The following is a 26,123-nucleotide window of genomic DNA, read 5'->3' as shown; positions in this document are numbered from 1 at the left end:
GATTTCATCAGCTTTTACAGCCCTACTCAACTGTGCGGAGGTGGGACGACGAAATCGAATTCTAACGAATGACCGATTTCTGTCCCACTCTCTTTTTTATTTTTTCCTCAAATGGCTAAAAAACTACGAATTATATAAGTAGGAGGAAAAAATATGTACAATAAAGTAATTTTAATCGGGCGCCTTGTGGCAGACCCAGAGCTTCATAAGACCAATACAGACAAGTCCGTTGCCCGCGCAACTCTGGCTGTTAATCGGCGTTACAAGGATCAAAATGGCGAGCGGGAGGCGGACTTTATCACCCTAGTGGTCTGGGGGAAATTAGCAGAGACCCTTGTCTCCTATGCCAACAAGGGGAGCTTGCTCTCAGTAGATGGCGAGCTTCGAACCAGACGTTATGAGAAAAATGGGGCGACACAATATGTGACAGAAGTGCTCTGTCAAGGCTTCCAGCTCTTAGAAAGTCGCGCTCAACGAGCGATGCGGGCTAATGGAGCGGGAGGGGATCTAGCGGATCTCATCCTCGAAGAGGAAGAACTTCCATTTTAAAAGACGAAAACGGTGCAGTTGCTAAGCTGTGTCGTTTTTTCTTTTTCGAAAACTTCTCGCTGAAGTTGCAGGGAAAAGTTATCGTCTAGAAAGAGGAGTAAAACGCATTCATTTCCGTAAGACCTTCAAGCTCTTGGTAAAAAATGCTATAATAAAAGGTATTAAATGCGAACGAAAAGGTTTGATGTTGTAAAATAATTCGTTTTTAAGAGGAGAAGAGATGGGGTTGGAAGAGGGAACTGATCAAAAGAAACGCGATCGAGCGATGATCTATACGATATTTTTGAGCCTGGTTTTTGTGGTAGGGGTCATCTACTTGAATGCTAGTCAACTAAAGCCTGTGCGTGGTCAGATGCGGATTGGCGTGACCTACATGACCATGAACAATGAATTCTATCAAACACTTAATGCAGAAATTGAACGAGTGGCTGACGAAAAAGGGGACTTGCTTCTAGTTCGTAATCCAGAGTTAGACGAAGAAAAACAAAGTCAACAGATTGATTATTTTCGTCAACAAAAGGTCAATGTGATTGTGATTAATCCTGTAAAAGGAGATAGCCCTAAAATCATTGCTTCCTTAAAGAGAGCCCAGCAGGCAGGGATTAAAATCATTGCAGTGGACAGTCAGCTCAGCCATTTCACGGTAGATGCCAGTGTGGTGTCGGATAATTACCAAGCAGGGGTCTTGGTAGCCCAGCGCTTGATGAAGCAGAAAAAAGAGGCGAAAATCCTCCTCTTAGAGCATAAGGGGACGATATCGGCAGAGCAACGGATTCAAGGGTTCTTAGATACGATTCAGTCGGAACCTGCCTATCAGATTGTTGGGAGAGAAGAGACTCGTGGGCAAACGGAATTGGCCCTGCCAGCTGTTTCCCAGGTCATTCAGGACGGTCTTGCATTTGATGCTGTCGTGGCCTTAAATGATCGGGCAGCCATCGGAGCTTTAGCAGCGATTAAGGAAAATCAATTAGCTATGCCGATTTCTATTTATGGAATCGATGGCTCTCCGGATATGAAGGTTTTGCTTTCGACGACGGATGATATTGAAGGGACAGTTGCTCAATCTCCTCTTAAAATGGGAAGACAGGTGATGCAAGTGATTGAGTGCATGAGGACAGGTAAATCCTACAAGGAGCAATATAAGATCCCAGTAGAGATGATTGATAAGGATAATGTTGACCGATACGATGTCAACGGGTGGCAGTAATGACCAAGCTCCGCGGCATTCGTTATAGTTTGATTTTCTTAAAAATCATTAATTTCATCGCCATTTTATTTAGCAGTTCGCTCTACCTACATGCGACCAATTACATCATTGCCAAGGGGCAAGGGTATCAATTATTGGAGCAATTAAGAGCAATACCGAGTTCACCAGCTCAGAATTTTTGGATCTCCATTCTTCTCTTTGGAGGGATTCTTCTCATTACCTTTTATCGGATGCGTCAAGGGACACAGGAGTGGTCAGTTTTTGACAAATGGAATATTCTAGAAATACTGCTGATGCTAGGTGTCATGATGGCCCTCAGCTTCTCCTACAATGGGATCATCCTCTTGGTATTTGCTGATATCTTTTACGGTTCCAAAGAGTTTAGTAGTTCCAAAGATAGGCGCTACTGGTTTGCCTTTATCCTTCTGAGTTTTATAGTCCTCCTTGTGACCAATTATGACATTCTTTCTCTAGTTGTGCAATTGCCTTCGCTAGATGCCTATATTGCCTTCTATCCTTCATCGATTCGGATGCTCATCCTATTCGCTAAAAATGCGCTAGCTTCTTTAAATATGGTTGTCTTTATTATTTCTCTTCTCTTTTACATTTTATCGGTAGTGGCAGAGCACCATCGGATTGAAAAAGAGTTAGAAATGGTTTCGCAGGTTAATACGGAATTAAATAGCTACATGGCCCTTTCGGAAAAGATTGCGGAGGATCGGGAGCGCAAGCGAATAGCACGGGAAATTCATGATACTCTGGGCCATGCCTTGACGGGTATTTCTGCAGGGATTGATGCAGTTGGGGTTTTGATTGATATTGACCCTGGTCGTGCCAAGACCCAGCTTCAATCGGTCTCTACGGTGGTACGAGATGGAATCAAGGACGTCCGGGGCTCTTTGAACAAGCTTCGGCCAGGTGCCTTGGAGGACCATACCTTGAGGGATGCGGTTTTGAAATTGGTTCACGAATACCAAGCTATTTCCAACTTACAAGTCGAGCTAACCTATGACTGGGATGATGTAGATCTGGATGTCATGGTGGAGGACACCGTCTTTCGAGTGATTCAGGAGTCCATGACCAATTCTGTCCGCCACGGTCATGCGACCTACATGCAGATTTCATTTTTGGTGGAAGATGCCTATGTCATGATTCTCCAAGATAATGGGGTCGGCTTTGACCAACTACAGGTCGGCTATGGCTTGAAACAAATGCGAGAGCGGGTCTCTATCTTGGGAGGAAGGATAGAATTTGCCAATCGAAATGGATTTTATACACGAATTGAATTGCCTAAAGAAAAAGGAGGAAAGATCTTATGATCAAAGTAATGATTGCGGATGACCAAGCACTGATTCGCGAGTCGCTCCAAATTATTTTGTCTGCCCATCAAGATATTCAGGTGACTTCTGCAGTGGCGGACGGTCACGAGGTGCTAGAGCGAATCCCTCAAGATCGACCAGATGTCGTATTGATGGATATTCGTATGCCCAAGATGGATGGCGTGATGGCGACAAAAGAAGTCAAGGAACGCTTCCCTGAGGTTAAAATCATCATTCTGACCACCTTTGACGATGATGATTTCATCTTTCGTGCTTTGAAATATGGAGCTTCAGGGTATTTGCTTAAAGGGGCTTCAACAGAGGAGCTCTACCAAGCCATTCAAATTGTTTATCATGGGGGAGCCATGATAAACCCTAATATTGCTAGTAAGGTTTTTCAGATTTTTTCTCAGATGGCTCAGAGCAATTACACAATCTCCGTTTCTGAAGAATATGTGAGCGACTTATCCCTGACTGAATGGCGGATCATCCAGCAGGTTGGTTTTGGGGAGTCTAATAAGGAAATCGCAGCCAAACTGTTCCTGTCTGAGGGAACGATTCGGAATTACCTGTCAACCATTTTGTCTAAGTTGAACCTGCGGGATCGGACCCAGCTAGCTATTTGGTCTGTTCAAAAAGGTGTGACCACTAAGGATTTTGGAACAGAAAGTGATGGCCGATGAAGAAAAAACGTAAGATACGAGGTACCAGATTTTTTCTAGGGATCTTCTTGCTTCTTCTGCTTGCTGGAGGGATTTGGTGGCAGCGTCAGCCAAGGATTGTCCGTTTGGGGGTCTACGCAGGATCTAGCTGGGATGTACCCACCCAAACAGAAGAAAAAGTCTTGGACCAAGCGATTGCTCGTTTTGAAAAAACGCATCCAGGGGTAAAGATTGTCTATGAAAGCGGGATTCCGAAGAATAAGTATGCGAACTGGTTAGCCAATCAGATCCTCCATGGACAGGAGCCAGATCTATATATGGTATCCAGTACAGAGTTGCCAGTGTTAGCGGCGCGTGGGGCGGTGGAAGATTTGACCCCCTTGATGGAAAAACAGGTCGATCCTTCTCATTTTTATCCAGTTGCTCTAGAAGCCGGCAAGTACAAGAATCGTCAATATGCCCTCCCATTTGAGAGCAATCCTGTTTTGATGTGTGTCAATAAGGATTTATTGGAAAAGGAAGGGATTGCTATTCCGAAAGAGGGGTGGACCTTGGAGGAATTTTATGCTATTTGTCAAAAAGTGACGAAGGATACGGATGGAGATGGGGAGCTAGATCAGTTTGGAAGTACAGATTATACTTGGCGAGAGGCCTTGGCAGCCTACGGGGGACAGCTGTTCCGCCAGGATAACATTAGTCTGACGAGTAAAGAAATGAAGCGTTCGCTCTATTTTGTTGAAAAACTCGAAGCTCTTCATGGGAACTTCAATGTCACTTCAAAAAATTTTGATGAAGGCAAGGTCGCTTTCTATCCAATGACCTTGGCCCAGTATCGAACTTATAAACCTTATCCTTATCATGTTGCCAAGTATTCGAATTTCACTTGGACCTGTATCCCTATGCCCGGGGCTTCTGGTTCTACTCCATCAACCTTAGTGGATACGTCCTTATTTGCTCTGTCTTCTCGGGCTAGTGCTAGCAAGGAGGCCAAGGAATTCATGGAATTTTTGACCCAGGACCAGCAGGTCCAGCAGGAACTCTTTCGGCAGTCGCAGGGAACCTCTGTCCTCCCTTCGGTGGTCAATAGTTCGGAAAGTCGTGACCTCCTTAAAGCGGATGACTTTGGGTCCGACTCCCTGACGAATCGGACCCTGGACCGAATTATGAAAAAAGCTGTCCTAAGCACTCCTGGGAACCTGCCAACTGATATCTGGGATCGATTGGACTATCTCATTCATAATGCCCTTAAAGCAAAAGATATTGATAATCAATTGCCTCAAATTCAAAAGATTATTGAGGAAATGCTTCGTGAGAAGTTTCGTTAAGAAGAACTAGGCATCTGTCAAGTGACAGATGTCATTTTTTTATTGACAGATGTCAACTTTTCTTTGTGACAAATGACAATAGTAAAACGCTTTCAAAAGCAATACAATAAGGTCATCATAAAGGAGGCGAAAGGATGAAGTATCTGGTATTAGTCAGTCATGGTGGACTGGCAGAAGGTCTGAAAAGTTCACTGGCAATGTTTGCTGGGGATAAGATAGATCAGGTGATTGCGGTCGGACTGAAAGAAGGCAAATCGGTAGATGATTTTGCTCATGATTTTCGTCAGGCTCTAGCACCTTTGGCAGATGAGGACTCTGTCTTAGTTCTAGCGGACATTGTAGGTGGAAGTCCTTTGACAACAGCTGCAACGGTGCTAGAGGAGCAAGGAAAGCTGTCTAGAGCCTTGATCTTAGGTGGAATGAACTTGACCATGGCGCTGACAGCAGTTGTGATGAAGGACATGATGGAGGGGGCAGACTTAGTCCAAGTGATTTTATCCGAAGCTTCCACTGCCTTACAAGAATTTGCCCTTGCTTCAGTAGAGGGTGATGATGAAGAAGACGATGATATTTAATTTAGGGAGGTTAGAAAATGGTAGTATCATTTGTACGCATTGATGACCGTATGATCCACGGTCAAACAGTAACTCGATGGGCTAAAGAAAAGCCTTGTGATGGCTTAATCGCCGTCAACGACGCAGCAGCTTCCAATAAGGTCTTGATCCAAGCCTATAAAGGGGCTTCAGATAAGAAAACCTTTGTTTGGACCAAGGAAGCTTTCAAGGAAAAATCTGCAAAAGTAACGGAATCAGAAACTCGCTATTTCTTGATTACCAAGAACCCCATCGATATGAAAGAAATTTTGGTCGACCAAGGATTTGTTCCAGGGGATGTCAAAGAAATCATTGTCGGTCCTGCAAATGACCGTCCGGGTGCTGTGAAATTGGGGAACAACCAATCCATCACCCAGGAAGAAGCAGAAGCTATTGAAGCTATTCAGGCTGCTGGTTACAAGGTAAAATTCCAGTTGTTACCAGATGTGTCGATTGGTTACTGGGATGATTTTAAATCAAAATTCGGATTCTAGAAAGGGGAGCACATTCTAGCTCTTCGTCACTAAACTATATTTACAAACAAAAGGAGCGTTTGTTATGACAATTTCATGGATTCAAGCAATCTTGCTTGGTATTTTCGCCAGCTTGTCTTCAATGCCTGGTATGGGTGGTTCCAGTATCGGGAACTATACACTTGGTCGTCCCCTGGTCGGAGGTTTGATTTCAGGGTTGATCCTTGGAGATGTGACAACCGGTATCATGGTCGGGGTTGCCCTTCAGGTCGTATACATCGCCTTGGTTACTCCTGGTGGAACTGTATCTGCCGATGTGCGGGCTATTTCTTATATTGGAATTCCTCTTTCTATCTTATTTGTTCATGCTAACAATATTACTGGTGAGGCAGCAATTGCAGCAGCAGCAGCCCCAATCGGTGCAGCCGTTGGGACTATCGGTACCGTTCTTTTCTACGGTACTGCGACAATGAATTTGCTTTGGCAACACATCGGTTGGAAAGCCGTTGAAGAAGGAAACTTCAAAAAACTCTACGCAGTTGACTGGGTTTACCCTTGGATCTCTCATTTCCTCTTCTCTTTCCTTCCAACAATGATTATCACCAAATTCGGTGAAAACATGGTAGATTTGATGAAACAATACCTTCCGATGGATGGTTACTGGATGAAAGCCCTCTTTACGGTCGGTGCCCTTCTTCCATGTGTCGGTATTGCCATCCTCTTGAAGCAAATCGTTACAGAAGTGAGAGACTTCATTCCATTCTTTGTTGGATTTACTTTGGCAAAATCTCTTGGCTTGAACTTGGTAGCGAGTGCGGTAGTTTCATTAATCTTTGCGGTGATCTACTATGAACTTGAAGTGATTAAAACAATGAAAGTCGTCTCTGCTGGAGTAAATGACTTTGACGATGATGAGGAGGATATCTAAGATGGCTGATAAAAAGAAAATTTCAAAGAAAACGCTAACCAAAGCATTCCATCATTGGTATTATGGTCACTTGACCTGTTTCTCTCAAGAACACATGCAAACCTTTGGGTATTTGACTTCTATGCTTCCAATCGTGGAAGAAATGTATGATTCTAAAGAAGAACAAAAAGAAGCTATGCAAACCTATACAGCCTTCTTTAATACCGAACCCCAACTAGGATCACTGGTTGTAGGGATTACAGCTGGTTTGGAAGAAGCGCGTGCCAATGGAGAAGCAGTAGATGGCGAAACCATCAACGGGATGCGTGCTGGTTTGATGGGCCCAATCGCTGGGATTGGGGACTCCTTGGTTGTTGGGACCTTAATCCCTGTACTTCTCGGGATTGCCCTTGGTCTTTCTAAAGGCGGAAACATTGCAGGAGCTCTCTTCTATATCGTCGTTTGGAACCTCTTGGTCTACTTAGGCATGCGTTTCGCCTTCTTCAAAGGGTATCACTTAGGGGACAAGGCTGTTGAATTCCTTGTAGGACCAAAAGGACAAGCCCTTCGTAAAGCGATTAGTGTGGTCGGTGGTATGGTCATCGGTGCCGTAGCAGCGACTTGGGTCTCTGTTACAACAGCCCTCGAATTCAAAAATGCTGACGGAGAAGCCTTCCTTAAAATCCAAGAAAAGATTGATGGCGTCTATCCAGGTCTCTTGACTGCTGCCTTTATCACGCTTTGCTGGTGGCTCATGGCGAAGAAGAAAGTCTCACCAAACAAGGTCATGCTTCTCTTAGTCATCATCGCCTTAGCTGGGGTAGCTCTTGGAATCTTTGATCCAGGTCTCAAATACTAAGAGAAAACTGGAAACAGTTTATTGCAACCGGAGCATTGAGAATGAAGTACGTGACCTCCTTTACGAATACTTCATTCTCAATTTTTATTGAAGGAGGCATCTATGCACACCAGACAAGAATTAATAAAAGGGTATGAGACGGAAATTCGCTACCAACGCCATATGTTGGAAAACTTGGGTCGCTGGTTTAGTGTGCTCTTTCTCATGGCCAGTATTGGTGGACTGCTGATTTATTTCTTTCACAAGACTTCCCTCTTATTTTTGATCTTAGGTAGCTTGATCGCCCTGATTGGAATAGCAGGGATGTTGCTAGTGGGGTATGGGATGTATCATGGTCGAGCCAACTTACAAAAAGTCATCCAAGCTTACCAACAAAAACTAAAATTGGTTGGCTAGAAATCGAAAACACTTCGAAGAGATTGAGGTGTTTTTTTCTTGACTATTTTTGACCAAGTGATACAATAGAAACATGAGTTAGCACTCGTTATTGAAGAGTGCTAAAATACAAGAACGGAGGAATGACATGTTAAAACCATTAGGAGACCGCGTGGTCTTGAAAGTAGAAGAAAAAGAACAAACAGTCGGTGGCTTTGTCATCGCAGGAGCAAGTCAAGCTGAAACCAAAACAGCAGAAGTTATCGCTGTAGGTGAGGGAGTTCGGACCCTCAGTGGCGAGTTGGTAGCACCAAGTGTCAAAGTCGGTGATACGGTCTTGGTGGAAAATCATGCAGGCGTTGAAGTGAAAGACGGCGATGAGAAGTACACGATTGTTGGGACTGCAAGTATTCTTGCCATTGTTGAAGCTTAAAGAATCAGAAAGGAGAAAGATGTATGTCAAAAGAAATTAAATTTTCATCAGATGCTCGTGCAGCCATGGTCCGTGGGGTGGATATCCTAGCAGATACCGTTAAGGTGACCTTGGGACCTAAAGGGCGCAATGTGGTGCTTGAAAAATCATTTGGGTCACCATTGATCACCAATGATGGGGTGACCATCGCTAAAGAAATCGAATTAGAAGACCATTTCGAAAATATGGGTGCCAAATTGGTATCAGAAGTTGCTTCGAAGACCAATGATATCGCTGGAGACGGAACAACCACTGCGACTGTCTTGACCCAAGCCATCGTCCGTGAAGGGATCAAGAACGTTACAGCGGGTGCGAATCCAATCGGTATCCGTCGTGGGATTGAAGCAGCAGTTGCGACTGCTGTTGAAGCCTTGAAAAACAATGCCATTCCAGTTGCTAATAAAGAAGCCATCGCTCAGGTTGCAGCTGTCTCTTCTCGCTCTGAAAAAGTCGGTGAATACATCTCAGAAGCCATGGAAAAAGTGGGTAACGACGGGGTAATCACGATTGAAGAATCTCGTGGTATGGAAACAGAGCTAGAAGTCGTTGAAGGAATGCAGTTTGACCGTGGTTACCTCTCTCAATACATGGTCACTGATAATGAAAAAATGGTGGCAGACCTTGAAAATCCTTATATCCTGATCACCGACAAGAAGGTGTCAAACATCCAGGAAATCCTGCCATTGCTTGAAAGTATCCTTCAAAGCAACCGTCCGCTCTTGATCATTGCGGATGATGTAGATGGAGAAGCCCTCCCAACGCTTGTCTTGAACAAGATTCGTGGAACCTTCAATGTCGTAGCTGTTAAGGCTCCTGGATTTGGAGACCGTCGCAAAGCTATGCTAGAAGACATCGCGATCTTGACAGGTGGTACTGTTATCACAGAAGATCTCGGTCTTGAGTTGAAAGATGCGACCATCGAGGCCCTCGGTCAAGCAAGTAAAGTGACAGTGGACAAAGATAGTACAGTCATTGTAGAAGGTGCAGGAAATCCTGAAGCTATTGCCAACCGTGTCGCCGTGATTAAATCACAAATTGAAACAACCACTTCAGAATTTGACCGTGAAAAATTGCAAGAACGCTTGGCTAAATTGTCTGGTGGTGTTGCAGTGATCAAGGTCGGAGCTGCAACCGAAACAGAATTGAAGGAAATGAAACTCCGTATCGAAGATGCCCTCAATGCGACCCGCGCAGCGGTTGAAGAAGGAATTGTTGCCGGTGGTGGTACGGCCCTTGCCAACGTTATTTCTGCAGTTGAAACCCTTGAATTGGAAGGGGATGAAGCGACAGGACGCAACATCGTGCTTCGCGCCTTGGAAGAACCTGTACGCCAAATTGCCCACAATGCAGGCTATGAAGGATCAATTGTCATTGATCGCTTGAAACATGCAGAAGTCGGAACTGGATTCAATGCTGCAACAGGTGAATGGGTCAACATGATTGAAGCAGGAATTATCGACCCAGTGAAGGTGAGCCGTTCAGCCCTTCAAAATGCGGCTTCCGTAGCAAGTCTTATCTTGACGACCGAAGCAGTGGTAGCCAACAAACCAGAACCAGCTCCAGCAGCACCGGCTATGGATCCAAGCATGATGGGTGGGATGATGTAACACGTTACCAATGATTGGTGCTAAGGCACCAAATCATTGGACGGTAGCCGCTATGTTGCGGCCTACCTAAACGTCTTACTAGCTTAAAGGGAGTTAGTAGAATCTTTTCAATTTTCGACCAATCATAGGATGAACTGTCTGACGCAGTAGCTGATTGGACTCTCCCTTCGCTTTTCCAAGCTCGGGAGAGCCCTAATCAGCCTTGCAGGGGCGAGACAACGAACGAATGTTAAAAATATTCGTTCTGTCTCGCTCCCTTTTCACGTCGTAACCCCGTGCTCAATTTATTAGGTTGCTTTGTAGTTTATGGCAAGCACCATGGTGCCTTGCCTAAGCATCTTACTAAGAAAACAAAGAAGGCATTATCGGCCTTCTTTATTTTCTGTCGTAACTTGTGTGTTTGATTGAGGCTTCGCCTCTATTCATTTGGGTCAGGCAGAATACATTTATATATATATTGCAATTGCTTGTGAAGTGCAATTATTGAAATTTATTTTTCTGCAAATTAAGCTTTAACGACTAGGTTAAAAAACTGCGATTGGATGAAAAAAAACAAAGTGTGATTGAATTGTCGATTTTCTTTAAATGTAGTGATATCAGTGCGTTCTTTTCAATTGAACAAACATCTATAGAAATCTTCTTTTTTAGTGATCCATCCGTTTTATATTTGGAACAAAAATGCAATACAAATTCCTTTATTTTGTAACAAAGATAGGTTAAACTATATTAAGTAGAAAAGTTCTACATCAGAGCAAGGGAGGAAAACTTCCCACATACATGTCTAAAGACAAAAACTTGATCGAATAAATTGAAACTTTTTGATCCTTAATTTTTATCGACCTTTTTCATATTAAAAATGTTTCATACTCCCTTGCTAAAAGCTCCTCCAGATTTTTCTGGGGGAGTTTTTTTGTATTTCATAAACATTTCACATTTCTCCTCTATAATGAAAGCAACAAATGATGAAAGCGTCCACACTGTATCGCTGTGGACCTTGAAATGGAGGGTAAGATCATGCTCTTACAACAGGCAATCGCCTATATTTCTCGAAAAAGAACGAGGAATCTGGTCCTCTTTCTGATTCTCCTCTTGATCCTCTCTTGCTTGTATTTCTGTTTTTCACTGATGCAAGTGGGAGGAAAACTGGAGGACCACATCAAACAGTCGGCGGGGACCAGTTTTGCTCTGACCAGTAAACAAGGGGATAAGCCCTTTGCTCTGAAGGAAGCTGAAAAGGTGCGGCAACTGGACGGGGTGGGATCCATGGTTCCTCAATATGAAAGTCCCGTTCGCATTCTTGGTAAAGAAGCGGTGACGGGACAGCAGTCGGTAGAGCGGGATGATCTGGGACAGGAAGCCAAGCAAGCTCTGGGCGCTGTTTTCACCCAGAAGACAGATCAGCATCTGGATTTCCGAAGTGGCAGTTTCCAATTGGTGCAAGGCAAGCACTTATCCGATAAGGCGAGAGGGCAGATCTTGATCCACGAAGAGTTGGCTAAGAAGAACAAGCTTAAGGTCGGAGATCGCTTGACCTTATCCAGTTTTCAGATGGGAGAGACTCCTGCCAAGGAGCAAACCTTTGAAATCGTTGGGATCTTTTCAGGTAAGAAACAGGAAAAATTCACAGGAATGACCTCTGATTTGAGTGAAAACCAGGTCTACCTCTCTTATGAGGATGCGACCAAGCTCTTAGGTCTCAGTCAGCAAGAAGTGACCCAGGTTACCTTTGGGGTCAAAGATCCTGAGAAAATCGATGCCCTATTAAAGCAAGTCAAAAGCTTGGATCTGGATTGGCAGTCTCTCCGCTTGGTCGAAGACCGCAAGGCCTTTGACCAGATGAAGGAGTCCTCTCAGACCCTAGAAGGCCTGGTACGGATCATGATGATCGTCCTCCTAGTAACGGGAGCAGGTGCCCTATCGCTCTTACTGAGTCTCTGGACACGGGAGCGGATCCATGAAATCGGGGTGCTCTTATCCATTGGGAAGAGCAAGGGACGAATCTTTGGACAGTTCCTCTTGGAAGTGGTGCTGGTATCCCTACTAGCAGTGATTCCGGCCTTTCTCATCGGGCGGATGGTTAGCCATCGTTTCTTAGAACAATTTGTCGGAGAGACGGGGCAACAGCAGACCCTAGACCTACTTCATCAGATCCCTCAAGGCCTTTCCTTAGGGATCGCCTATGCTAGCCTCTTGGGCTTGATCCTTCTGTCGCTCGGTGCAACTACCAGCTTGATCTGGCGCAAGACACCAAAAGAAATATTAACAAAAATGAGTTAAGGAGAAATGACACATATGTTAGAACTCAAAAATGTAGCCTATAGTTACCAAAGCTATAGTGAAGATATCCTCTCAAATGTGAACTATCAGTTCGAAAATGGGACATTTTACAGTATTATTGGCCAGTCAGGAACTGGGAAATCAACCCTTCTTTCCCTTCTAGCTGGTCTGGACAATCCCAAGAAGGGGCAGGTTCTCTTTGATGGGGAGGACATCCAGACTAAAGGGTCTAGCTACCACCGCAAGCACCATGTTTCCCTGGTTTTTCAGAATTACAATCTGATTGATTATTTGACACCACTTGAAAATGTCCGCCTGGTCAACAAACAAGCTGGGAAAGAGATTCTCTTGGAATTGGGGCTGGACGAAACGCAAATCAAACGCAATGTCCTCCAACTATCCGGAGGGCAGCAGCAACGGGTGGCCATTGCACGTGCGCTCGTTTCAGAAGCGCCTGTCATCTTGGCAGATGAGCCAACAGGAAACCTAGACGAACAGACAGCAGGTGATATCATTGCGATTTTGAAGAAATTGGCCAAGGAACGCCAAAAATGTGTCATCGTCGTCACCCACAGCAAGGAAGTGGCAGAGGCCTCCGATGTGGTCTTGGAATTGAGTCGCCGTAGCCTCGTTGAGAAGAGTAAGTAAGGAGGGAATGCTATGTTGCGAAATGCTTTTGCTTATATCACACGTAAATGGCCCAAGTCTCTCTTGCTCTTTGCCATCATTCTCCTCATGGGGACCTTGAGCTTGATCGGACTCTCTATGAAGGGGGCGACCCAAAAAGCTTCATCGGAAAGTCTAGGCTCCATCACCAATAGCTTCTCGATGCAGATCAATCGACGGACCAATCCAGGAACCCCTCGGGGAGCTGGTAATCTCAGAGGAGAGGATATCGAAAAAATCAGCCAGGTAGAGGGCATCACCTCCTCCATCAAGCGGATCAATGCTATCGCGGATATCCTAGACCACGAGATTATTGAGACAGAAGAAACTCTGCAAAATCAATCTCCAGAGCGGGCCAAGCACTTCAAAAACACCTTGATGGTGACAGGGGTCAATGACTCTTCAAAAGAAGATAAATTTGTCTCTGGGGCCTACAAGCTGGTTCAAGGGGAGCATCTGACCGATAAGGACAAAAACCAAATCCTCATGCACGAAGATTTGGCGAAAAAGAATGGCCTCAAGGTGGGCGATAAGGTGCGTCTCAAGTCCAACCTCTACGATGCTGACAATGAAAAAGGGGCCAATGAAACCGTCGAAGTGACCATTAAAGGCTTGTTCTCAGGGAAAAACCAAGCTCCTCTCACTTACGCCCAAGAATTGTATGAAGATACACTCATTTCTGACTTGGATACAGCTGCCAAACTCTATGGCAATACCGTCCAAACAGCCACCTATGAGGATGCGACCTTCTTTGCAAAAGGGGATCAGGACCTGGATAAACTGATCGAAAAAATCAAAGCCTTGGATATCCCATGGAATTACTTTGACTTGGTTAAGAGCTCTTCGAACTACCCAGCCTTGCAAAAATCCATCAGCAGCATGTTCCAAGTGGCAGACTACTTGTTTATCGGTAGCCTCATCTTTGCTAGCTTGCTTCTCACTCTTCTTCTTGTCTTGTGGCTCAATGCCCGTCGCAGAGAAGTTGGTATCTTACTGGCTCTTGGACTTTCTAAGGTACAGATTGCGGGGCAATTCGTGGCAGAATTGGTCATGATTTCCATCCCAGCCTTCCTCCTCTCCTATGGAGTCGCAGGTCTTCTTGCTAAAGCAGTAGGAGATACGGTGCTCAAAAACGTAACCAGTGGCATTGCCAAACAAATGGCCCAAGAATCCTCTGCCGCCAACCTTGGTGGAGGAGCTGAGGCAGAAAGCTTCAGTAAGACCCTGACAGATATCCATATGGATATCCAACCGAGCCAATTGCTGGTGATTGTGTTGGTCGGTGGGCTTCTCTTGATTCTTGTGTCCATCCTTTCTTCTCAATGGCTCTTGCATAAGAAACCAAAGGAACTCTTGGTGGATGTCGAATAAGAGATTGTTTCCTAAAATAGAAATAGGGTATAATAGGAGGTAGAAGAAGTTTCTTAGATAAAAGGAAAGTATATGAAGATACTAATCGTAGAAGATGAAGTCCTGATTCGAGAAGGGATGAGCGACTATCTCATGGAATGTGGCTATGAGGTCTTTGAAGCAGGCGATGGGCAGGAGGCTCTGGACCTCTTTCACAGAGAAGCGCCGGATATAGTTTTGCTAGATATCCAGCTTCCTATCCTCAATGGCTTGGAAGTCCTCAAGGCCATCCGGAAGACTAGCTCAGTCCCTGTCCTCATGCTGACGGCCTTCCATGATGAGGACTATAAGTTGACGGCCTTTGGAGAGCTGGCAGATGGCTACCTGGAAAAACCCTTCTCCTTGTCCCTCTTGAAGGTCCGGATCGAAGCTATTTTTAAAAAGCTTCAACCTTCACGGGTCTTCACTTATGGAGAGACGCGGGTGGATTTTGAGAGTTATACAGCCAGCCTAGCCGGGCAAGCCATTTCCATGAATGCCAAGGAGTTGGAAATCTTGGAATACTTGCTCCAGCATGAAGGCAAGGCCCGGACCCGCTCTCAGATCCTCGATGCCGTTTGGAAGGAGACGGAGGAGATTCCTTTTGACCGGGTGATCGATGTCTATATCAAGGAACTACGAAAAAAACTAGAGCTAGACTGTATCGTAACGGTACGCAATGTCGGCTATAAATTGGAGAGACCATGACCAAACGGAGTATCTTTGCTAAGATCTTTCTGATCACCTTTGCCCTTTTTAGTAGCTTAGTCATCCTTCTACATGCTTCGGTTTACTTTATTTTTCCATCGACCTATATCGAGTCCCAGCGCCAGACGATTTTGAAGAAATCAGAGGCCCTGGCCAAGAGTTTCCAAGGTCAGACAGAAGAGACCATTGAGTCGGTCATCGACCTTTATTCCAAGACCAATGATATCAAGGTCTCTATCAAGGGCAAGCAAAAACAAAATGCCATAGAGGTCAAGGATGACCTGCTCGTGAACCCTGATAGCCAGAACAATTCCCTGGTCATTGAAGAGCGAAAGATTCAGACCAAAGAAGGGAAAGACCTGACCTTGCAATTCTTAGCGACTGTCGATTCGCAAAAGGAAGCGCGGGACATCAGTCTGGGCTTTCTTCCCTATAGTCTTCTTGCCTCCTTTGTTCTGTCGCTGATTGCCTCCTATCTCTATGCCCGCATGATTTCTGCTCCGATCCTTGAGATCAAGCAGATGACCAAGCGGATGAAGCGCTTGGATCGGACAGCCAGTCTCCCCATTCACTCGCAGGATGAGATCGGCGTCCTCAAGCAACAGATTAACGACCTCTATCACCATCTTTTAGAAGTGATTGACAATCTAGAGCAGCAGAAGCAGGAAAATCTGAAGTTGGAGCAGATGAAGGTCGAATTTCTAAGAGGGGCCTCCCATGAGCTCAAGACCCCTCTGGCCAGCTTGAAGATTATCCTCGAAAATATGCGAGATAAAATCGGCCGCTACAAGGATCGGGACCGTTACCTATCGGTCTCCCTCGATATCGTCGATGAGATGAACCAGATCGTCCTAGAAATCCTATCCCTGTCCTCTGTCCAAGAATTGGCTGGTGACAAGGAGTGGATCCAGCTGGACCAGGTCTTAGAGCAGATCCTCGACCAGTACAAGGTCTTGGCTCAATCCCGCTCGCTCACGATTGACAATCAAATCCCTGATAAACCAGTCTATATGGACCCAGCCATTCTGAAATTGGTCCTTTCAAATGTCATCAGTAATGCTGTTAAGCATTCGGATGCCGGTGGAGAGATCCAGCTCCGTCTCGAAGAAGAAGGGACGCACTTGGCTGTTGAAAATACCAGCCAGAAAATGGTAGAGACCGCTGAGATGCCAATGACCGCTAGCCGCCAGAAGAAGGAAGGTGGCTTGGGACTCTTCGTGGTTCAACACTTGCTGGACCATGAAGAACTGGCCTACCAATTTGATAAAACGGCTATGGGCTTACGCTTCCGCATGGAACTGCCCAAAGATCTTCAAGACTAAAAAACTAGCGAACAAGCATTTTTCTTGTTCGCTAGTTTTAATTTAATCAAGCTGTTCTACCTTTAGCAATTGGCCGTGTTTTAATTCATAAATGGTATCCACATAGGTCAGGATGGAGCGGTCATGGGTCACCATGATGGCGCTCTTGTTTTTGGATTTGACTTCTTTCCGGATCAACTGGGCGATTTCTTGCCCCCGATCAGGGTCTAGGCTAGCGGTTGGTTCATCGGCTAAGATGACCTGCGGATTTCCGATAAAGGCCCGCGCGATGGCTGCCCGTTGTTTTTGTCCACCAGACATCTGATTAGGGTATTGGTGGTAACAAGCTTCGATGCCCAGATCTGCCAGCAAGGCTTTGACTTCCTCTTGGCGTTTTTTCTTGTCCTTTTCTCCTTTCAATTTGGCCACCAGTTCTAACTGGTCACCGATTTTCATATAGGAGAGGAGCTGGTGATCTTGAAAGATGAAGCCGAGCAATTCCAGCCGTTTTTGTGTCCACTGGCCTTGGTTGAGGCCGGTCAAGTCTTGGCCAGCGATACGAATCCGCCCCTCGTCTGCTGACAAAAGCAAGCCAGCGATGGCTAAGAGAGTGGATTTACCAGATCCTGAAGGGCCCAAGATTGCGACAAATTCGTTGGGTTCGACGCTTAAATTAAGTTGGTTAAGGACATGGTGCATCTGGCTACCATCGGCGTAGGATTTTCTGATATTTTCTAATGCAATAATGGCCATCTTATTCTCCATTTCCACCAATGACTTCGATTGGATCTACTTTTTTGATTTTGACAAGGGACAAGGCACCACACAACATAGAGGTCAGGATAAAGCTAATCGAGATGGTGAGGTTGTCTTTCAGGGTCATAAAGGAAGGGACACTATTGGGTAAAAATGGTGCCATCATAGTTGCCAAGCCAAGCCCCAGTAGCACTCCGATGAGGGAGATGATGGTAAGTTGGGATAATTGGACATAGGTAATCTGGCTCATGGACATGCCAATGGCCTTTAGGACGCCAAACTGTTTCAACTTCTGCAGGGTGAGGATATAGAAGAAGACCCCAAGGATAGCAGAGGAAGCGAGTAGCATCACCCAAGTAATCATCCGTAGCGTCAAGTTTTGAGCCTTGTAGCCAGGGATTTTATCGATTACTTGCTTTTTATCCGCTACCATTAAGTTGCTGGCTAGATCACTAGAAGTGATGCTCTTCTTGGTCACAAGGGTTTGGATTTGCCATTGATAGCTTGGATCTGTTTTTTGCCGCATGCCTGTGTAGGTCTCAGAGCTGATAAAACCAATCTTGCTATAGCCGTATTTGGCATTGTTCGCGAAGGCCACGACCTTGAGTTTTTGCTTAGAAGTTTTATCGATCACTTGATCACCGACCTGGATCCCCTCATCCTCTCTGAAAGAGCTGTTCAGAATGACTTCATTTTTCTTTAAATCGGAGATCTTGAGGTCACTATCTTCCATGATTGGATTGAGGATTTCTTCTTCATTGTGGTCGGTCGCGAAGTAGGTGATATCTAGGGTATTGGAATCCTCTGATTTTGAGATAGTTGCCCGCTGGATCGACAAGCCAGAATAATCCAATCCTTCTATCTTGTTTATCTCATCTAAATCCTTAGCCGTAATGGTTGAAAAGGGGATAATCCCTTCTGAATCCGTCGAAAGGATATAATACCGGGACCCATAGTTATCGATTTGGGCAGATACCGAACGCCCCAGTCCATTTGTTAGACCGGACAAGAACACCACCATAAACATGAGAATGGTAATGAGAAGTTCAATCAGGATAAACTTCTTGGGTTGGTATTTAATTTCATTCCATGCGATTTTCATATTCGTTCTCCTTTTGGCACCTAAACATACTCTACCATCATACCACAAGTGGAGGGAGAATATGGGGATGGTGTTTGGTAGAGTGCTTCAAAAACATTATTTTTATTATCTTTCCTTTAGATACTTAAAAACGCATGAGACTGTTATTCTTCTTGTTAAGTAGTCTTTGGTACATATGGTTTGTGGTATACTAGAGGCAGAGTGAAACGTGAATAGGAAATCAAATCGGAGGAAAACATGCTAGAAAACTTTATCAAAGTGACAGACATGCCCCAAGAAGTGATTGAAAAATATAAGGATCAAGTTCCAGCTGAGTTGTTACAGATTTGGCAAGAGGATGATCTGGGAACCATTTTAAATGGTGGAATAGCTTCATTGCCAGAGGGACTGCGGAGTTTTGGAAAATAGAAAGGATAATTATGGAAACAGAAAACACAGTGTCAATTTGGATTGGCAACTTTGCTACTAAGTTAGATTTAGATGAGTTTATAAATTTGAAATATGATGAAGAAGGGGAGGTGGTTCCGTCATTGTTTTATAATCAATACAATATTGATATTGATGACATTGATGATTACTTAATTGAAAAAGAAGTTTTTGAAACCAGCTTTACAAATTTGTTTGACATGCTAAAGGAGGCATCCTATAATAATATTATTGTAAACAATTTAAAGCAAAAAGGCATAAATCCCAATATTGAACCCAATAATGCGTTGATTTTGATATATAATTATCAGTTTGATAGCAATACTTTACGAACAATTAGCACAGAATTTATAGCGACTGTAGAGTACAAATAATTAGAAGATAAAAATGAATCGAGTTACATTTTATAGAGTAATTGGAGTGGTTAAATTCACAATCTAAAATCAAGAAAGAGGAAAATATGTTAGAAAACTTTATAAAAGAGGCAGATATGCCCCAAGAAGTTATTGAAAAATACAAGGACCAAGTCCCTGCTGAGTTGGTTCAAATTTGGCAGGAGGATGGCTTGGGAACCTTTTTAGATGGTTATCTCAAAGTCATTAATCCAGACGACTATCTTGAACTTCTCCAAGATAGTTATTTCAGAGGAGATGTCGCTTTTCCTATGTTCGTAACAGCATTTGGAGATATTATTACTTGGGAAGAGAATGCCTATGTGGGAATTGTCCAATATAATATTCAGGATTTGGATATTATGATTAAGCGTATGGATCGTTTCATAGAGTATGTTGATGATGAAGATTTCAAAGACGATTATTTCGATATTCCACTCTACAAAAAAGCTGTTGCCAAACATGGGCAATTGGCCTACGATGAATGTTTCGGTTTTGTTCCTTTGCTAGCTTTGGGAGGCTTTAAAGATGTGGATCACATGGATAAAGTAAAAGTCCTAGAGCACATTTACCTCATGTACCAGCTCACAGGCGGAGTGATGGACGATTGATAAAAAAGAACCACCCTCGCGGTGGTTTTTTCGATGAAAACGAGTGTTAGATAACTAGCGAGTCTGTCTTTGGATGAGACTCGCTTATTTTGTGAATATAGACTTTTTGGTACAAAAAACAAAATGACAAGCAAAAAAGCCTTGTAAATTAAGGCTTTTTCCTGTTGATTTAGATGCCCCCTACATGAATTTGTAAGAACTTTTCATATTGAAAATAAACAAAAGTGTTGAAATATAGCTGATTTTAGGGAAATACTTTTAGGTGTTTTCACTGTCAGGCTTTAAAAACGTGGCAAAAGTGGGGCAAAAACGAATGACTCACATTTGGTTTGAAAATCTATAATACCTAATGATTATGCCATACTAGATAAATAGTGTTGTTATAAATAAATGTCAGTGCGAGTTCAAATCGGAGGATAAAATGGAAAAACAAATTAATGAAAAAAAAGCCTTGGTTCCCAAAGCTTTTTTATGTTATAAACTCATTAAAAGAACCCCCAGTTAGATTTGGAATATTTTTTATTCTGTGTCATATAAAAATAAATAAAATGAGTGGCTATAGCTAGAGCTAAAATGGTTGTTATACTCACTACTATTATAGGATTAGAAGCAAAGATTAAAGAGAGAATCAAGGCAGCCAGATAGAGTGTCGCTTGGACACAGTAGTAACTTTTCGAATAGCGAAGATAGTGTTTGTTATAGGGCCCATTTACTAGGACAGCAGCTTGAAAGAGGCCAAATCCGATATAAGAGAAGCTGGTTGCAAAGAGACGATTAGCTTCAGGATTCAGAAGAAAACTCATCGATACAGTCATCATCATAAGCCCAATGAAAATAGGATAGTGACTGTAAATTAGAAATAGTCCCTTTTGATTAGATTTTTGATCAATAGCATGGTCGAATTGACCAAAATAAAACAAGAACAGAGAAATCATAATTATGAAATAAAGAACCGAATAAATCGAGAAATTCTCGATTGTAAAGAAGTTAGCTAGCCCCATAATCATCTCTCCAAACGTAATAATGACAAGAAGGGAGATGCGCTCGATTAAATGGGGGAGATTTACCTGGTAATGCTTATCTTTACTAAGCAAGATAATTGGCATAATAAATGTTAGCAGAATACTAGCAAATAAGATAGAGACCCCAACGTAAATAGGAAGAAGAGCTGCTAGATAGACTCCTAAACTTCCTAGACCTGTTATCCATAGAAAACCTTTGATACTTTCCCGATTAGCATTATCGGTTGATTTTCTAAAAAATTCAACCAAATATTGTAAAAATAAGGTAAAGGTTAATGTACCAATAGCCCAACAGAGATAATGAAAATATTGTTGCCAATCAGGTCCCATCATATTGGCTATAAAGAGTAAAATTCCCATTTTGATAAACATGATTACCATGTTAAATAAAGAGTTCTTTCCATAGCGATTGGTATAAAGGGTTTGAATCATCCAGGAATCGGTGAGAACCAAGACAGCTATGAAAAAATCAAGGAAAGAATTCCAAGTCAAAATACCGTTATGAAGATGCTCAATTAAAGTAGTTACTTTTGAAATTGCAAAAACAAAAACTAGGTCATAAAATAGTTCTGAAAATTCTACACGTTTATGCTTAATAAGAGTTGTCATATTAATACCTTTCTACTTTAGAAATACAATTCATTATAACAGAAAATGGTAATGAGAGAAAAAGGTTATGCTTAAATAATTTCATGTGGCGCGAATTGTAAAAACCTTGGACACATTTACCTCATGTACCAACTTACAGGCGGAGTGTTTGATGATTGGTAATAAAGAATGGGTGTTGAAACATTCAAGTTATTATCATACTGAGAAAGATGGAACAACAAAACGAGTTGAGTTCAATGCAACTAAGCAACCGGAAGAACTGAAGAATAAGATTATACAATAGAAAAAGCGAGCCTAAAACTCGCTTTTTTTATTTAATCTAATAGCTCCTTATTTTCAATTAAAAGTTCTAATGGAATGCGAAAAAGTGATAATTAAAGAGACAAAAAAGCTGAGAATATGATTTCCCAGCTTTTTTGAATGCGATAGAAATAGCAACTAGACTATTTACGAAAGGCCTCAATAATGTAGGTGAAGCCAGTAACTAAAACTGAAAAGGCAATGACATAAACGACAAAGACACCTGTAGCCACTGGATTGAACAGAATCACTAGACCTAGTAAAAATTCAAGCAAGGCTACCCACGTGATATTGCTACCAATAATAGGGAAAGTCAATCTTAGACGATTGCCTTTAAAGAAAGCAATAATGGCTTCTACAATTAACCAAATTCCTACAATGGTCGGAATGACGACCGGCAGGGTCACAAAGCCATAAGCAACGAGGTAAAGAGCTAAGAGAAGACTAACAAATCCTTGGAAAAGATAAACAGGTGAGCGAAGCTCTTTTGGTGCAGAGAAATAGCCTAAAATAGCTGCTATAGAAGAAACCAGTAAACCAAATGAAATCCACCAGCTGTAAGCAACAAGATTAGCTACTGGGTTTGTAAATAGGAAAAGTCCTAAAAGGACAAAAACAACTCCTGCAAGGAATAGCAGTAAACGATTAGAAAATTTCATTTCAATACCCCCTATATAGTATAGTTTTCTAATAAAACTATTATACTTATTTTTATAGAAAATGTCAATAAAATAAATAAACAATTTGGAAGTTTCAGTCTGACTTACAAAAAGAAAAGGAGTTTTCACTCCTTTTCACAGATTGAAGACAAAGTCCTTATAAAAGTGTCTTCTAAAGATTTTAACTTCAATCTGAAGCGAGGTTATCCTCGCTTTTTCTATTTATCAAACAATTCCTTATTTTCAATTAAGAGTTCTAGTGGGGATTTATCTCTTGCTACAATAAAACCAGGTTCATATTGGTTATGAAATGTTCTTTTCGGAGAAGTTGGATCCATATACAACTCTTCTCCATCTTCTGTGTATAGTTGGTTGCCTCTTGTTAGGTAAAGTAAATCCTCTAAGTACTGTCCATCAGTTTCTAGAAAATGTTCGATGTATTTGACAGCTTTTAAGATTTCACTTACTTTATCAGAGTATTCATTAGTTTCAAGAACACTCTTTTCTAACTCAATCTCTTTACTAGTTCCAAATAGTTGGGTTGGAGTTGCATTAAAATATTCTGCTATCTTATCCAAATTTGCAAAGGTAGGATAGCTTTTTTGTTTTTCGTAATCAGAGATGGACTGTTTACCGATTCCTAAATCTTCCGCAAGTTGAGTTTGACTTACTCCTTTTTCTATGCGTAGTCGTGCCAAATTGGGTCCAAAATTTTGAATAATAAAGGTCATGATAAACTCCTATGTTGTATTTTAAACTTATTTTATCACCCATAAACTTACAAATCAAGTTTTTAGTTGACTGTTTAAAATATTTTTTATAAAATATATTTATAACTTATAAATAAGTTATAAATAATACAAAAAAATAGCTCGTAAGTTTAGGATTGGTGAGTGAGGAAGAAGTTGAGGACGAGACTATGACTTATGACTATTCGAAGCCTTGGAGCTAGAAATTGTGTGGACAAGGACAAGGGCGAGCCTGACGGGAAGTCAGGCGAAGTCCCGAAGACTGCCGTCCAGACAATTTCTAGCCAAGCAAAAGCTGGCTATTCTAACAGCCAGCAAAAAGGTACACTTAGGGCAACGCCCAAAGAACGACGGAACGAGCAAACGTTGATTTGACGGTGTTTCTGAGACCTAAAAAATCAAAAAGAAGGGGGGACAATTTTGTTGGTTTCTATACAAGATTTAAGAAGCATTCAAGAACGATGTGATGTAGGAGAATTAGTACAGCGACTAGATGTCAGTATTGATAGATTAACGGTTATCTGGGATACAGACACTGGTTCCCTAAGACGAATTTTCAAAAATCTGAAACAGGCAATAAGTACAAGAGTTGACGCATTTGAAATACATGATAACGTGCGAGATGATGTCTTTACTTTAGCTAAGGATCTTAATGAGTATGATTCAATCAATATTATATTTTTTCAATTATCCACTTATGGAGGTGAACAATTGATTCGGATTGATTTCAATCCTAACACTTTAAAAGAATTTGATGGAATGAAAGTATGGAGGCAATTAATGTACTTTGCCAGATTGAATTCATTGACGGTACGTTTGTCTCGTTTTGATTTGGCATTTGACATTTTCAACAGGCCTGAAATCGTTAATTTGCAACATATTAAAGGTGGTGTTACACATAAGGTCTTCTATGGTCGAGGGGGCGAATTAGAGACGAAATATTGGGGTTCTAGCGGTAGTAATGTACAAGTTAGGTTATATGATAAGAATAAAGAAATCATTGCTCACAAGCGAGAAGAGAAGCTAGATTTGGATGTAAATCCGTTTTGGTGGAGACTAGAGTTCCAACTCAGAACCAAAGCGATTGGTGAGGAGATGGTCCAAGATATTATGAGTAGACTTGATAATTTCGGGTTTTATAAGCTAGATCATATTCGAGTGGATCAAAGAGCCTTTACAATTATCTTTCTCAACAATCCTGAACTGTTATCATTAGCTTTTCCAAATTTAAAATCTGACAGCATCAAAAAGAAAAAAACAAGAGTCCGCAAACTATTGAGAGAAGAAACGAACCAATTTGCGGAAGAATTAAAAGAAGTATTAATACAGAATCTCCCTAAATTAAATACAGAATTAAAACTACTTGTAGGCGAGTTTCTGAATTTAGAAAATAATTAAGGAGGATAACTATGGATAATAATTTAATTAGTAACAAAGAATTAATTGAAATGGGCTATCGCCCTCATACAGCGAATGATATCATTCATCAGGCAAGAGAATTACTTGTATCACGAGGCTATACATTTTATAATCGCAAACGTTTGATGGTTGTTCCAAAAAGTGTTGTAAATGAGATTCTAGGAACAGAGGTGGCGTAATATGGCAAGTGTTCGTTATCGAAAGCGAGGAGATAGTAACTTATGGACCTATGAAATTCGTAACGAAGGAAAAACTGTTGCTCATAATAGCGGTTTTAAAACAAAAAAACTTGCAGAGTCAGAAGCTGAACCGATTCTGCAAGAACTTCGTTTAGGGAAAAGAATTTCTAGAGATATTTCTCTTGTCGATCTATATCAAGAATGGCTTGAACTAAAAATTCTACCGAGTAGTAGGTCGGAAGAGACAAAGAAAAAATATCTTCTCCGTAAAAACACAATTGAAAGATTATTTGGAAATAAAAAAGTCACTCAAATTCGTGCGAGTGAATACCAAAGAATAATGAATAAGTATGGGCAAACAGTTGGTAGAAATTTTCTTGGTAGATTAAATACTGGAATTCATCAGAGCATCCAAATGGCAATTGCAGACAAAGTTCTAATAGATGATTTTACACAACATGTCGAGTTATTTTCATCCAAAGAACAACAGATGATAGAAGAGAAATATTTACATACAGAAAAGGACTATCTGGATTTACTTTTAGCAGTAAAGAGAAAATTTGATTACCAACGTTCAATTGTTCCTTATATCGTCTATTTTCTACTAAAAACAGGCATGAGGTTTGGAGAGTTAATGGCGTTAACTTGGAATGAAGTTGACTTTGACAGAGGACTGCTAAAAACATATAGGAGGTTTAATACCCTTTCTCATAAATTTGTCCCTCCAAAAAACAAAACGTCTATTCGGATGGTACCGATAGACGAAGAATGTATTAAGATATTACAAGTCCTAAAAATTGAACAAGAGAAAGCTAATAAAGAGCTAGGAATCAAGAATAGGTATAAAATGATTTTTCAGCATTATGGCTATATTCACTTGGTACCAGATATTGCAAGTGTCAATAAAGCTTTGAGTGTTCTTTTAAATGAATTAGATATTTATCCAATTATCACGACAAAAGGAGCACGTCATACCTATGGAAGCTACCTCTGGCACAAAGGATTTGACCTTGGAGTTATTGCAAAAATTCTAGGGCATAGAGATATTTCAATGTTAGTAGAAGTATATGGACACACTTTAGAGGAGAAAATTTTTGAAGAATTTAATCAAATCAGAGATGTCTGGAAAGATTGCTCATAAAAAAATGTGGGGCAAATGATGGGGCAAATCAGTTATAGACAAGCAAAAAAGCCTTTTAAATCAAGGCTT

General features: G+C 42.0%; 27 protein-coding genes and 2 pseudogenes. 24 read left to right on the top strand and 5 right to left on the bottom strand.

The annotated features are described in order from the left end of the window. Positions 1-153: 153 nt before the first annotated feature. From D7D50_RS01945 to D7D50_RS01865, 17 genes are all read left to right on the top strand, one after another. The gene (locus D7D50_RS01945) at positions 154-549 is read left to right on the top strand and encodes a single-stranded DNA-binding protein (protein ID WP_120701343.1); all 396 of its coding nucleotides are present in this window, start codon (positions 154-156) and stop codon (positions 547-549) included. Positions 550-769: 220 nt separating this feature from the next. Beyond that, positions 770-1,756, top strand: a complete 987-nt coding sequence (locus D7D50_RS01940) for a substrate-binding domain-containing protein (RefSeq protein WP_120701342.1) — start codon at positions 770-772, stop codon at positions 1,754-1,756. Further along, on the top strand, positions 1,756-3,075 hold the full coding sequence (locus D7D50_RS01935) for a sensor histidine kinase (protein ID WP_120701341.1): 1,320 nt from the start codon (positions 1,756-1,758) through the stop codon (positions 3,073-3,075). The genes D7D50_RS01940 and D7D50_RS01935 overlap by 1 nt, the downstream gene beginning before the upstream one ends. Beyond that, positions 3,072-3,758, top strand: coding sequence for a response regulator transcription factor (locus tag D7D50_RS01930; protein ID WP_023022093.1), 687 nt, complete (start codon positions 3,072-3,074; stop codon positions 3,756-3,758). Before D7D50_RS01935 ends, D7D50_RS01930 begins: the two co-directional genes overlap by 4 nt. Continuing rightward, positions 3,755-5,062 carry an ABC transporter substrate-binding protein gene (locus D7D50_RS01925; RefSeq protein WP_120701340.1) on the top strand — a complete coding sequence of 436 codons (1,308 nt, stop codon included), beginning with the start codon at positions 3,755-3,757 and terminating at the stop codon, positions 5,060-5,062. The genes D7D50_RS01930 and D7D50_RS01925 overlap by 4 nt, the downstream gene beginning before the upstream one ends. Positions 5,063-5,196: 134 nt before the next feature. Beyond that, positions 5,197-5,637 carry a PTS sugar transporter subunit IIA gene (locus tag D7D50_RS01920; protein ID WP_120701339.1) on the top strand — a complete coding sequence of 147 codons (441 nt, stop codon included), beginning with the start codon at positions 5,197-5,199 and terminating at the stop codon, positions 5,635-5,637. A gap of 17 nt (positions 5,638-5,654) precedes the next feature. Next, a complete protein-coding gene (locus tag D7D50_RS01915) occupies positions 5,655-6,149 on the top strand; it encodes a PTS sugar transporter subunit IIB (protein ID WP_006595112.1) in 495 nt (164 codons plus the stop codon). Between the two features lie 64 nt (positions 6,150-6,213). After that, positions 6,214-7,056, top strand: a complete 843-nt coding sequence (locus tag D7D50_RS01910) for a PTS mannose/fructose/sorbose/N-acetylgalactosamine transporter subunit IIC (protein ID WP_120701338.1) — start codon at positions 6,214-6,216, stop codon at positions 7,054-7,056. Next, positions 7,040-7,894: a PTS system mannose/fructose/sorbose family transporter subunit IID gene (locus tag D7D50_RS01905; RefSeq protein ID WP_042361448.1), complete on the top strand. Its 855-nt coding sequence runs from the start codon at positions 7,040-7,042 to the stop codon at positions 7,892-7,894. The genes D7D50_RS01910 and D7D50_RS01905 overlap by 17 nt, the downstream gene beginning before the upstream one ends. A 102-nt stretch (positions 7,895-7,996) precedes the next feature. Further along, the gene (locus D7D50_RS01900; protein ID WP_120701337.1) at positions 7,997-8,290 is read left to right on the top strand and encodes a DUF202 domain-containing protein; all 294 of its coding nucleotides are present in this window, start codon (positions 7,997-7,999) and stop codon (positions 8,288-8,290) included. A gap of 127 nt (positions 8,291-8,417) precedes the next feature. Beyond that, positions 8,418-8,702, top strand: coding sequence for a co-chaperone GroES (gene groES / locus D7D50_RS01895; protein ID WP_048789494.1), 285 nt, complete (start codon positions 8,418-8,420; stop codon positions 8,700-8,702). A gap of 23 nt (positions 8,703-8,725) precedes the next feature. Beyond that, positions 8,726-10,348: a chaperonin GroEL gene (gene groL, locus D7D50_RS01890; protein ID WP_120701336.1), complete on the top strand. Its 1,623-nt coding sequence runs from the start codon at positions 8,726-8,728 to the stop codon at positions 10,346-10,348. Positions 10,349-11,362: 1,014 nt separating this feature from the next. Next, a complete protein-coding gene (locus D7D50_RS01885; RefSeq protein WP_120701335.1) occupies positions 11,363-12,625 on the top strand; it encodes an ABC transporter permease in 1,263 nt (420 codons plus the stop codon). Positions 12,626-12,640: 15 nt separating this feature from the next. After that, on the top strand, positions 12,641-13,273 hold the full coding sequence (locus D7D50_RS01880; protein WP_009731296.1) for an ABC transporter ATP-binding protein: 633 nt from the start codon (positions 12,641-12,643) through the stop codon (positions 13,271-13,273). Between the two features lie 12 nt (positions 13,274-13,285). Continuing rightward, positions 13,286-14,662 (top strand): ABC transporter permease, encoded by a 1,377-nt coding sequence (locus D7D50_RS01875; RefSeq protein WP_023022102.1) that lies wholly within the window; start codon positions 13,286-13,288, stop codon positions 14,660-14,662. Between the two features lie 72 nt (positions 14,663-14,734). Then, complete coding sequence (locus D7D50_RS01870) at positions 14,735-15,388, top strand: response regulator transcription factor (RefSeq protein WP_023022103.1); 654 nt, start codon at positions 14,735-14,737, stop codon at positions 15,386-15,388. Then, positions 15,385-16,710 (top strand): sensor histidine kinase, encoded by a 1,326-nt coding sequence (locus D7D50_RS01865; protein WP_120701334.1) that lies wholly within the window; start codon positions 15,385-15,387, stop codon positions 16,708-16,710. Before D7D50_RS01870 ends, D7D50_RS01865 begins: the two co-directional genes overlap by 4 nt. 42 nt (positions 16,711-16,752) lie before the next feature. On the opposite strand, the gene D7D50_RS01860 is transcribed toward D7D50_RS01865, so the two are convergent. After that, positions 16,753-17,442, bottom strand: coding sequence for an ABC transporter ATP-binding protein (locus tag D7D50_RS01860; protein WP_023022105.1), 690 nt, complete (start codon positions 17,440-17,442; stop codon positions 16,753-16,755). A 1-nt stretch (position 17,443) separates the two neighbouring features. Further along, the gene (locus tag D7D50_RS01855; protein ID WP_023022106.1) at positions 17,444-18,547 is read right to left on the bottom strand and encodes an ABC transporter permease; all 1,104 of its coding nucleotides are present in this window, start codon (positions 18,545-18,547) and stop codon (positions 17,444-17,446) included. Between the two features lie 237 nt (positions 18,548-18,784). Between D7D50_RS01855 and D7D50_RS01850 the strand changes: the two are divergent. The 3 genes and pseudogenes from D7D50_RS01850 to D7D50_RS01840 all read left to right on the top strand — a co-directional run. After that, positions 18,785-18,910, top strand: a pseudogene (locus tag D7D50_RS01850) (GAD-like domain-containing protein); the annotation flags it as partial. A 56-nt stretch (positions 18,911-18,966) separates the two neighbouring features. Next, the gene (locus D7D50_RS01845) at positions 18,967-19,347 is read left to right on the top strand and encodes an immunity 22 family protein (protein ID WP_006152825.1); all 381 of its coding nucleotides are present in this window, start codon (positions 18,967-18,969) and stop codon (positions 19,345-19,347) included. An 86-nt stretch (positions 19,348-19,433) separates the two neighbouring features. Further along, positions 19,434-19,976: a T6SS immunity protein Tdi1 domain-containing protein gene (locus D7D50_RS01840; RefSeq protein WP_006153019.1), complete on the top strand. Its 543-nt coding sequence runs from the start codon at positions 19,434-19,436 to the stop codon at positions 19,974-19,976. 485 nt (positions 19,977-20,461) lie between these two features. On the opposite strand, the gene D7D50_RS01830 is transcribed toward D7D50_RS01840, so the two are convergent. From D7D50_RS01830 to D7D50_RS01820, 3 genes are all read right to left on the bottom strand, one after another. Then, a complete protein-coding gene (locus tag D7D50_RS01830) occupies positions 20,462-21,607 on the bottom strand; it encodes a low temperature requirement protein A (RefSeq protein ID WP_023022107.1) in 1,146 nt (381 codons plus the stop codon). Between the two features lie 443 nt (positions 21,608-22,050). Next, on the bottom strand, positions 22,051-22,566 hold the full coding sequence (locus D7D50_RS01825; protein WP_023022109.1) for an HdeD family acid-resistance protein: 516 nt from the start codon (positions 22,564-22,566) through the stop codon (positions 22,051-22,053). A 218-nt stretch (positions 22,567-22,784) separates the two neighbouring features. Next, positions 22,785-23,297 (bottom strand): helix-turn-helix domain-containing protein, encoded by a 513-nt coding sequence (locus D7D50_RS01820; protein WP_120701333.1) that lies wholly within the window; start codon positions 23,295-23,297, stop codon positions 22,785-22,787. Between the two features lie 211 nt (positions 23,298-23,508). Between D7D50_RS01820 and D7D50_RS01815 the strand changes: the two are divergent. From D7D50_RS01815 to D7D50_RS01800, 4 genes and pseudogenes are all read left to right on the top strand, one after another. Further along, positions 23,509-23,690, top strand: a pseudogene (locus tag D7D50_RS01815) (hypothetical protein). Between the two features lie 45 nt (positions 23,691-23,735). After that, a complete protein-coding gene (locus D7D50_RS01810) occupies positions 23,736-24,713 on the top strand; it encodes a replication initiation protein (RefSeq protein ID WP_120701332.1) in 978 nt (325 codons plus the stop codon). Between the two features lie 11 nt (positions 24,714-24,724). Then, positions 24,725-24,913, top strand: a complete 189-nt coding sequence (locus D7D50_RS01805) for a DUF3173 domain-containing protein (RefSeq protein ID WP_000369785.1) — start codon at positions 24,725-24,727, stop codon at positions 24,911-24,913. Between the two features lies 1 nt (position 24,914). Further along, positions 24,915-26,054 carry a site-specific integrase gene (locus tag D7D50_RS01800; protein ID WP_120701331.1) on the top strand — a complete coding sequence of 380 codons (1,140 nt, stop codon included), beginning with the start codon at positions 24,915-24,917 and terminating at the stop codon, positions 26,052-26,054. Positions 26,055-26,123: the final 69 nt, after the last annotated feature.

The organism is Streptococcus koreensis, assembly GCF_003627135.1.
Taxonomy (GTDB): domain Bacteria; phylum Bacillota; class Bacilli; order Lactobacillales; family Streptococcaceae; genus Streptococcus; species Streptococcus ilei.
Note: the sequence above shows the minus strand (reverse complement) of the source record. Positions and strands in the feature narration are given on the sequence as shown.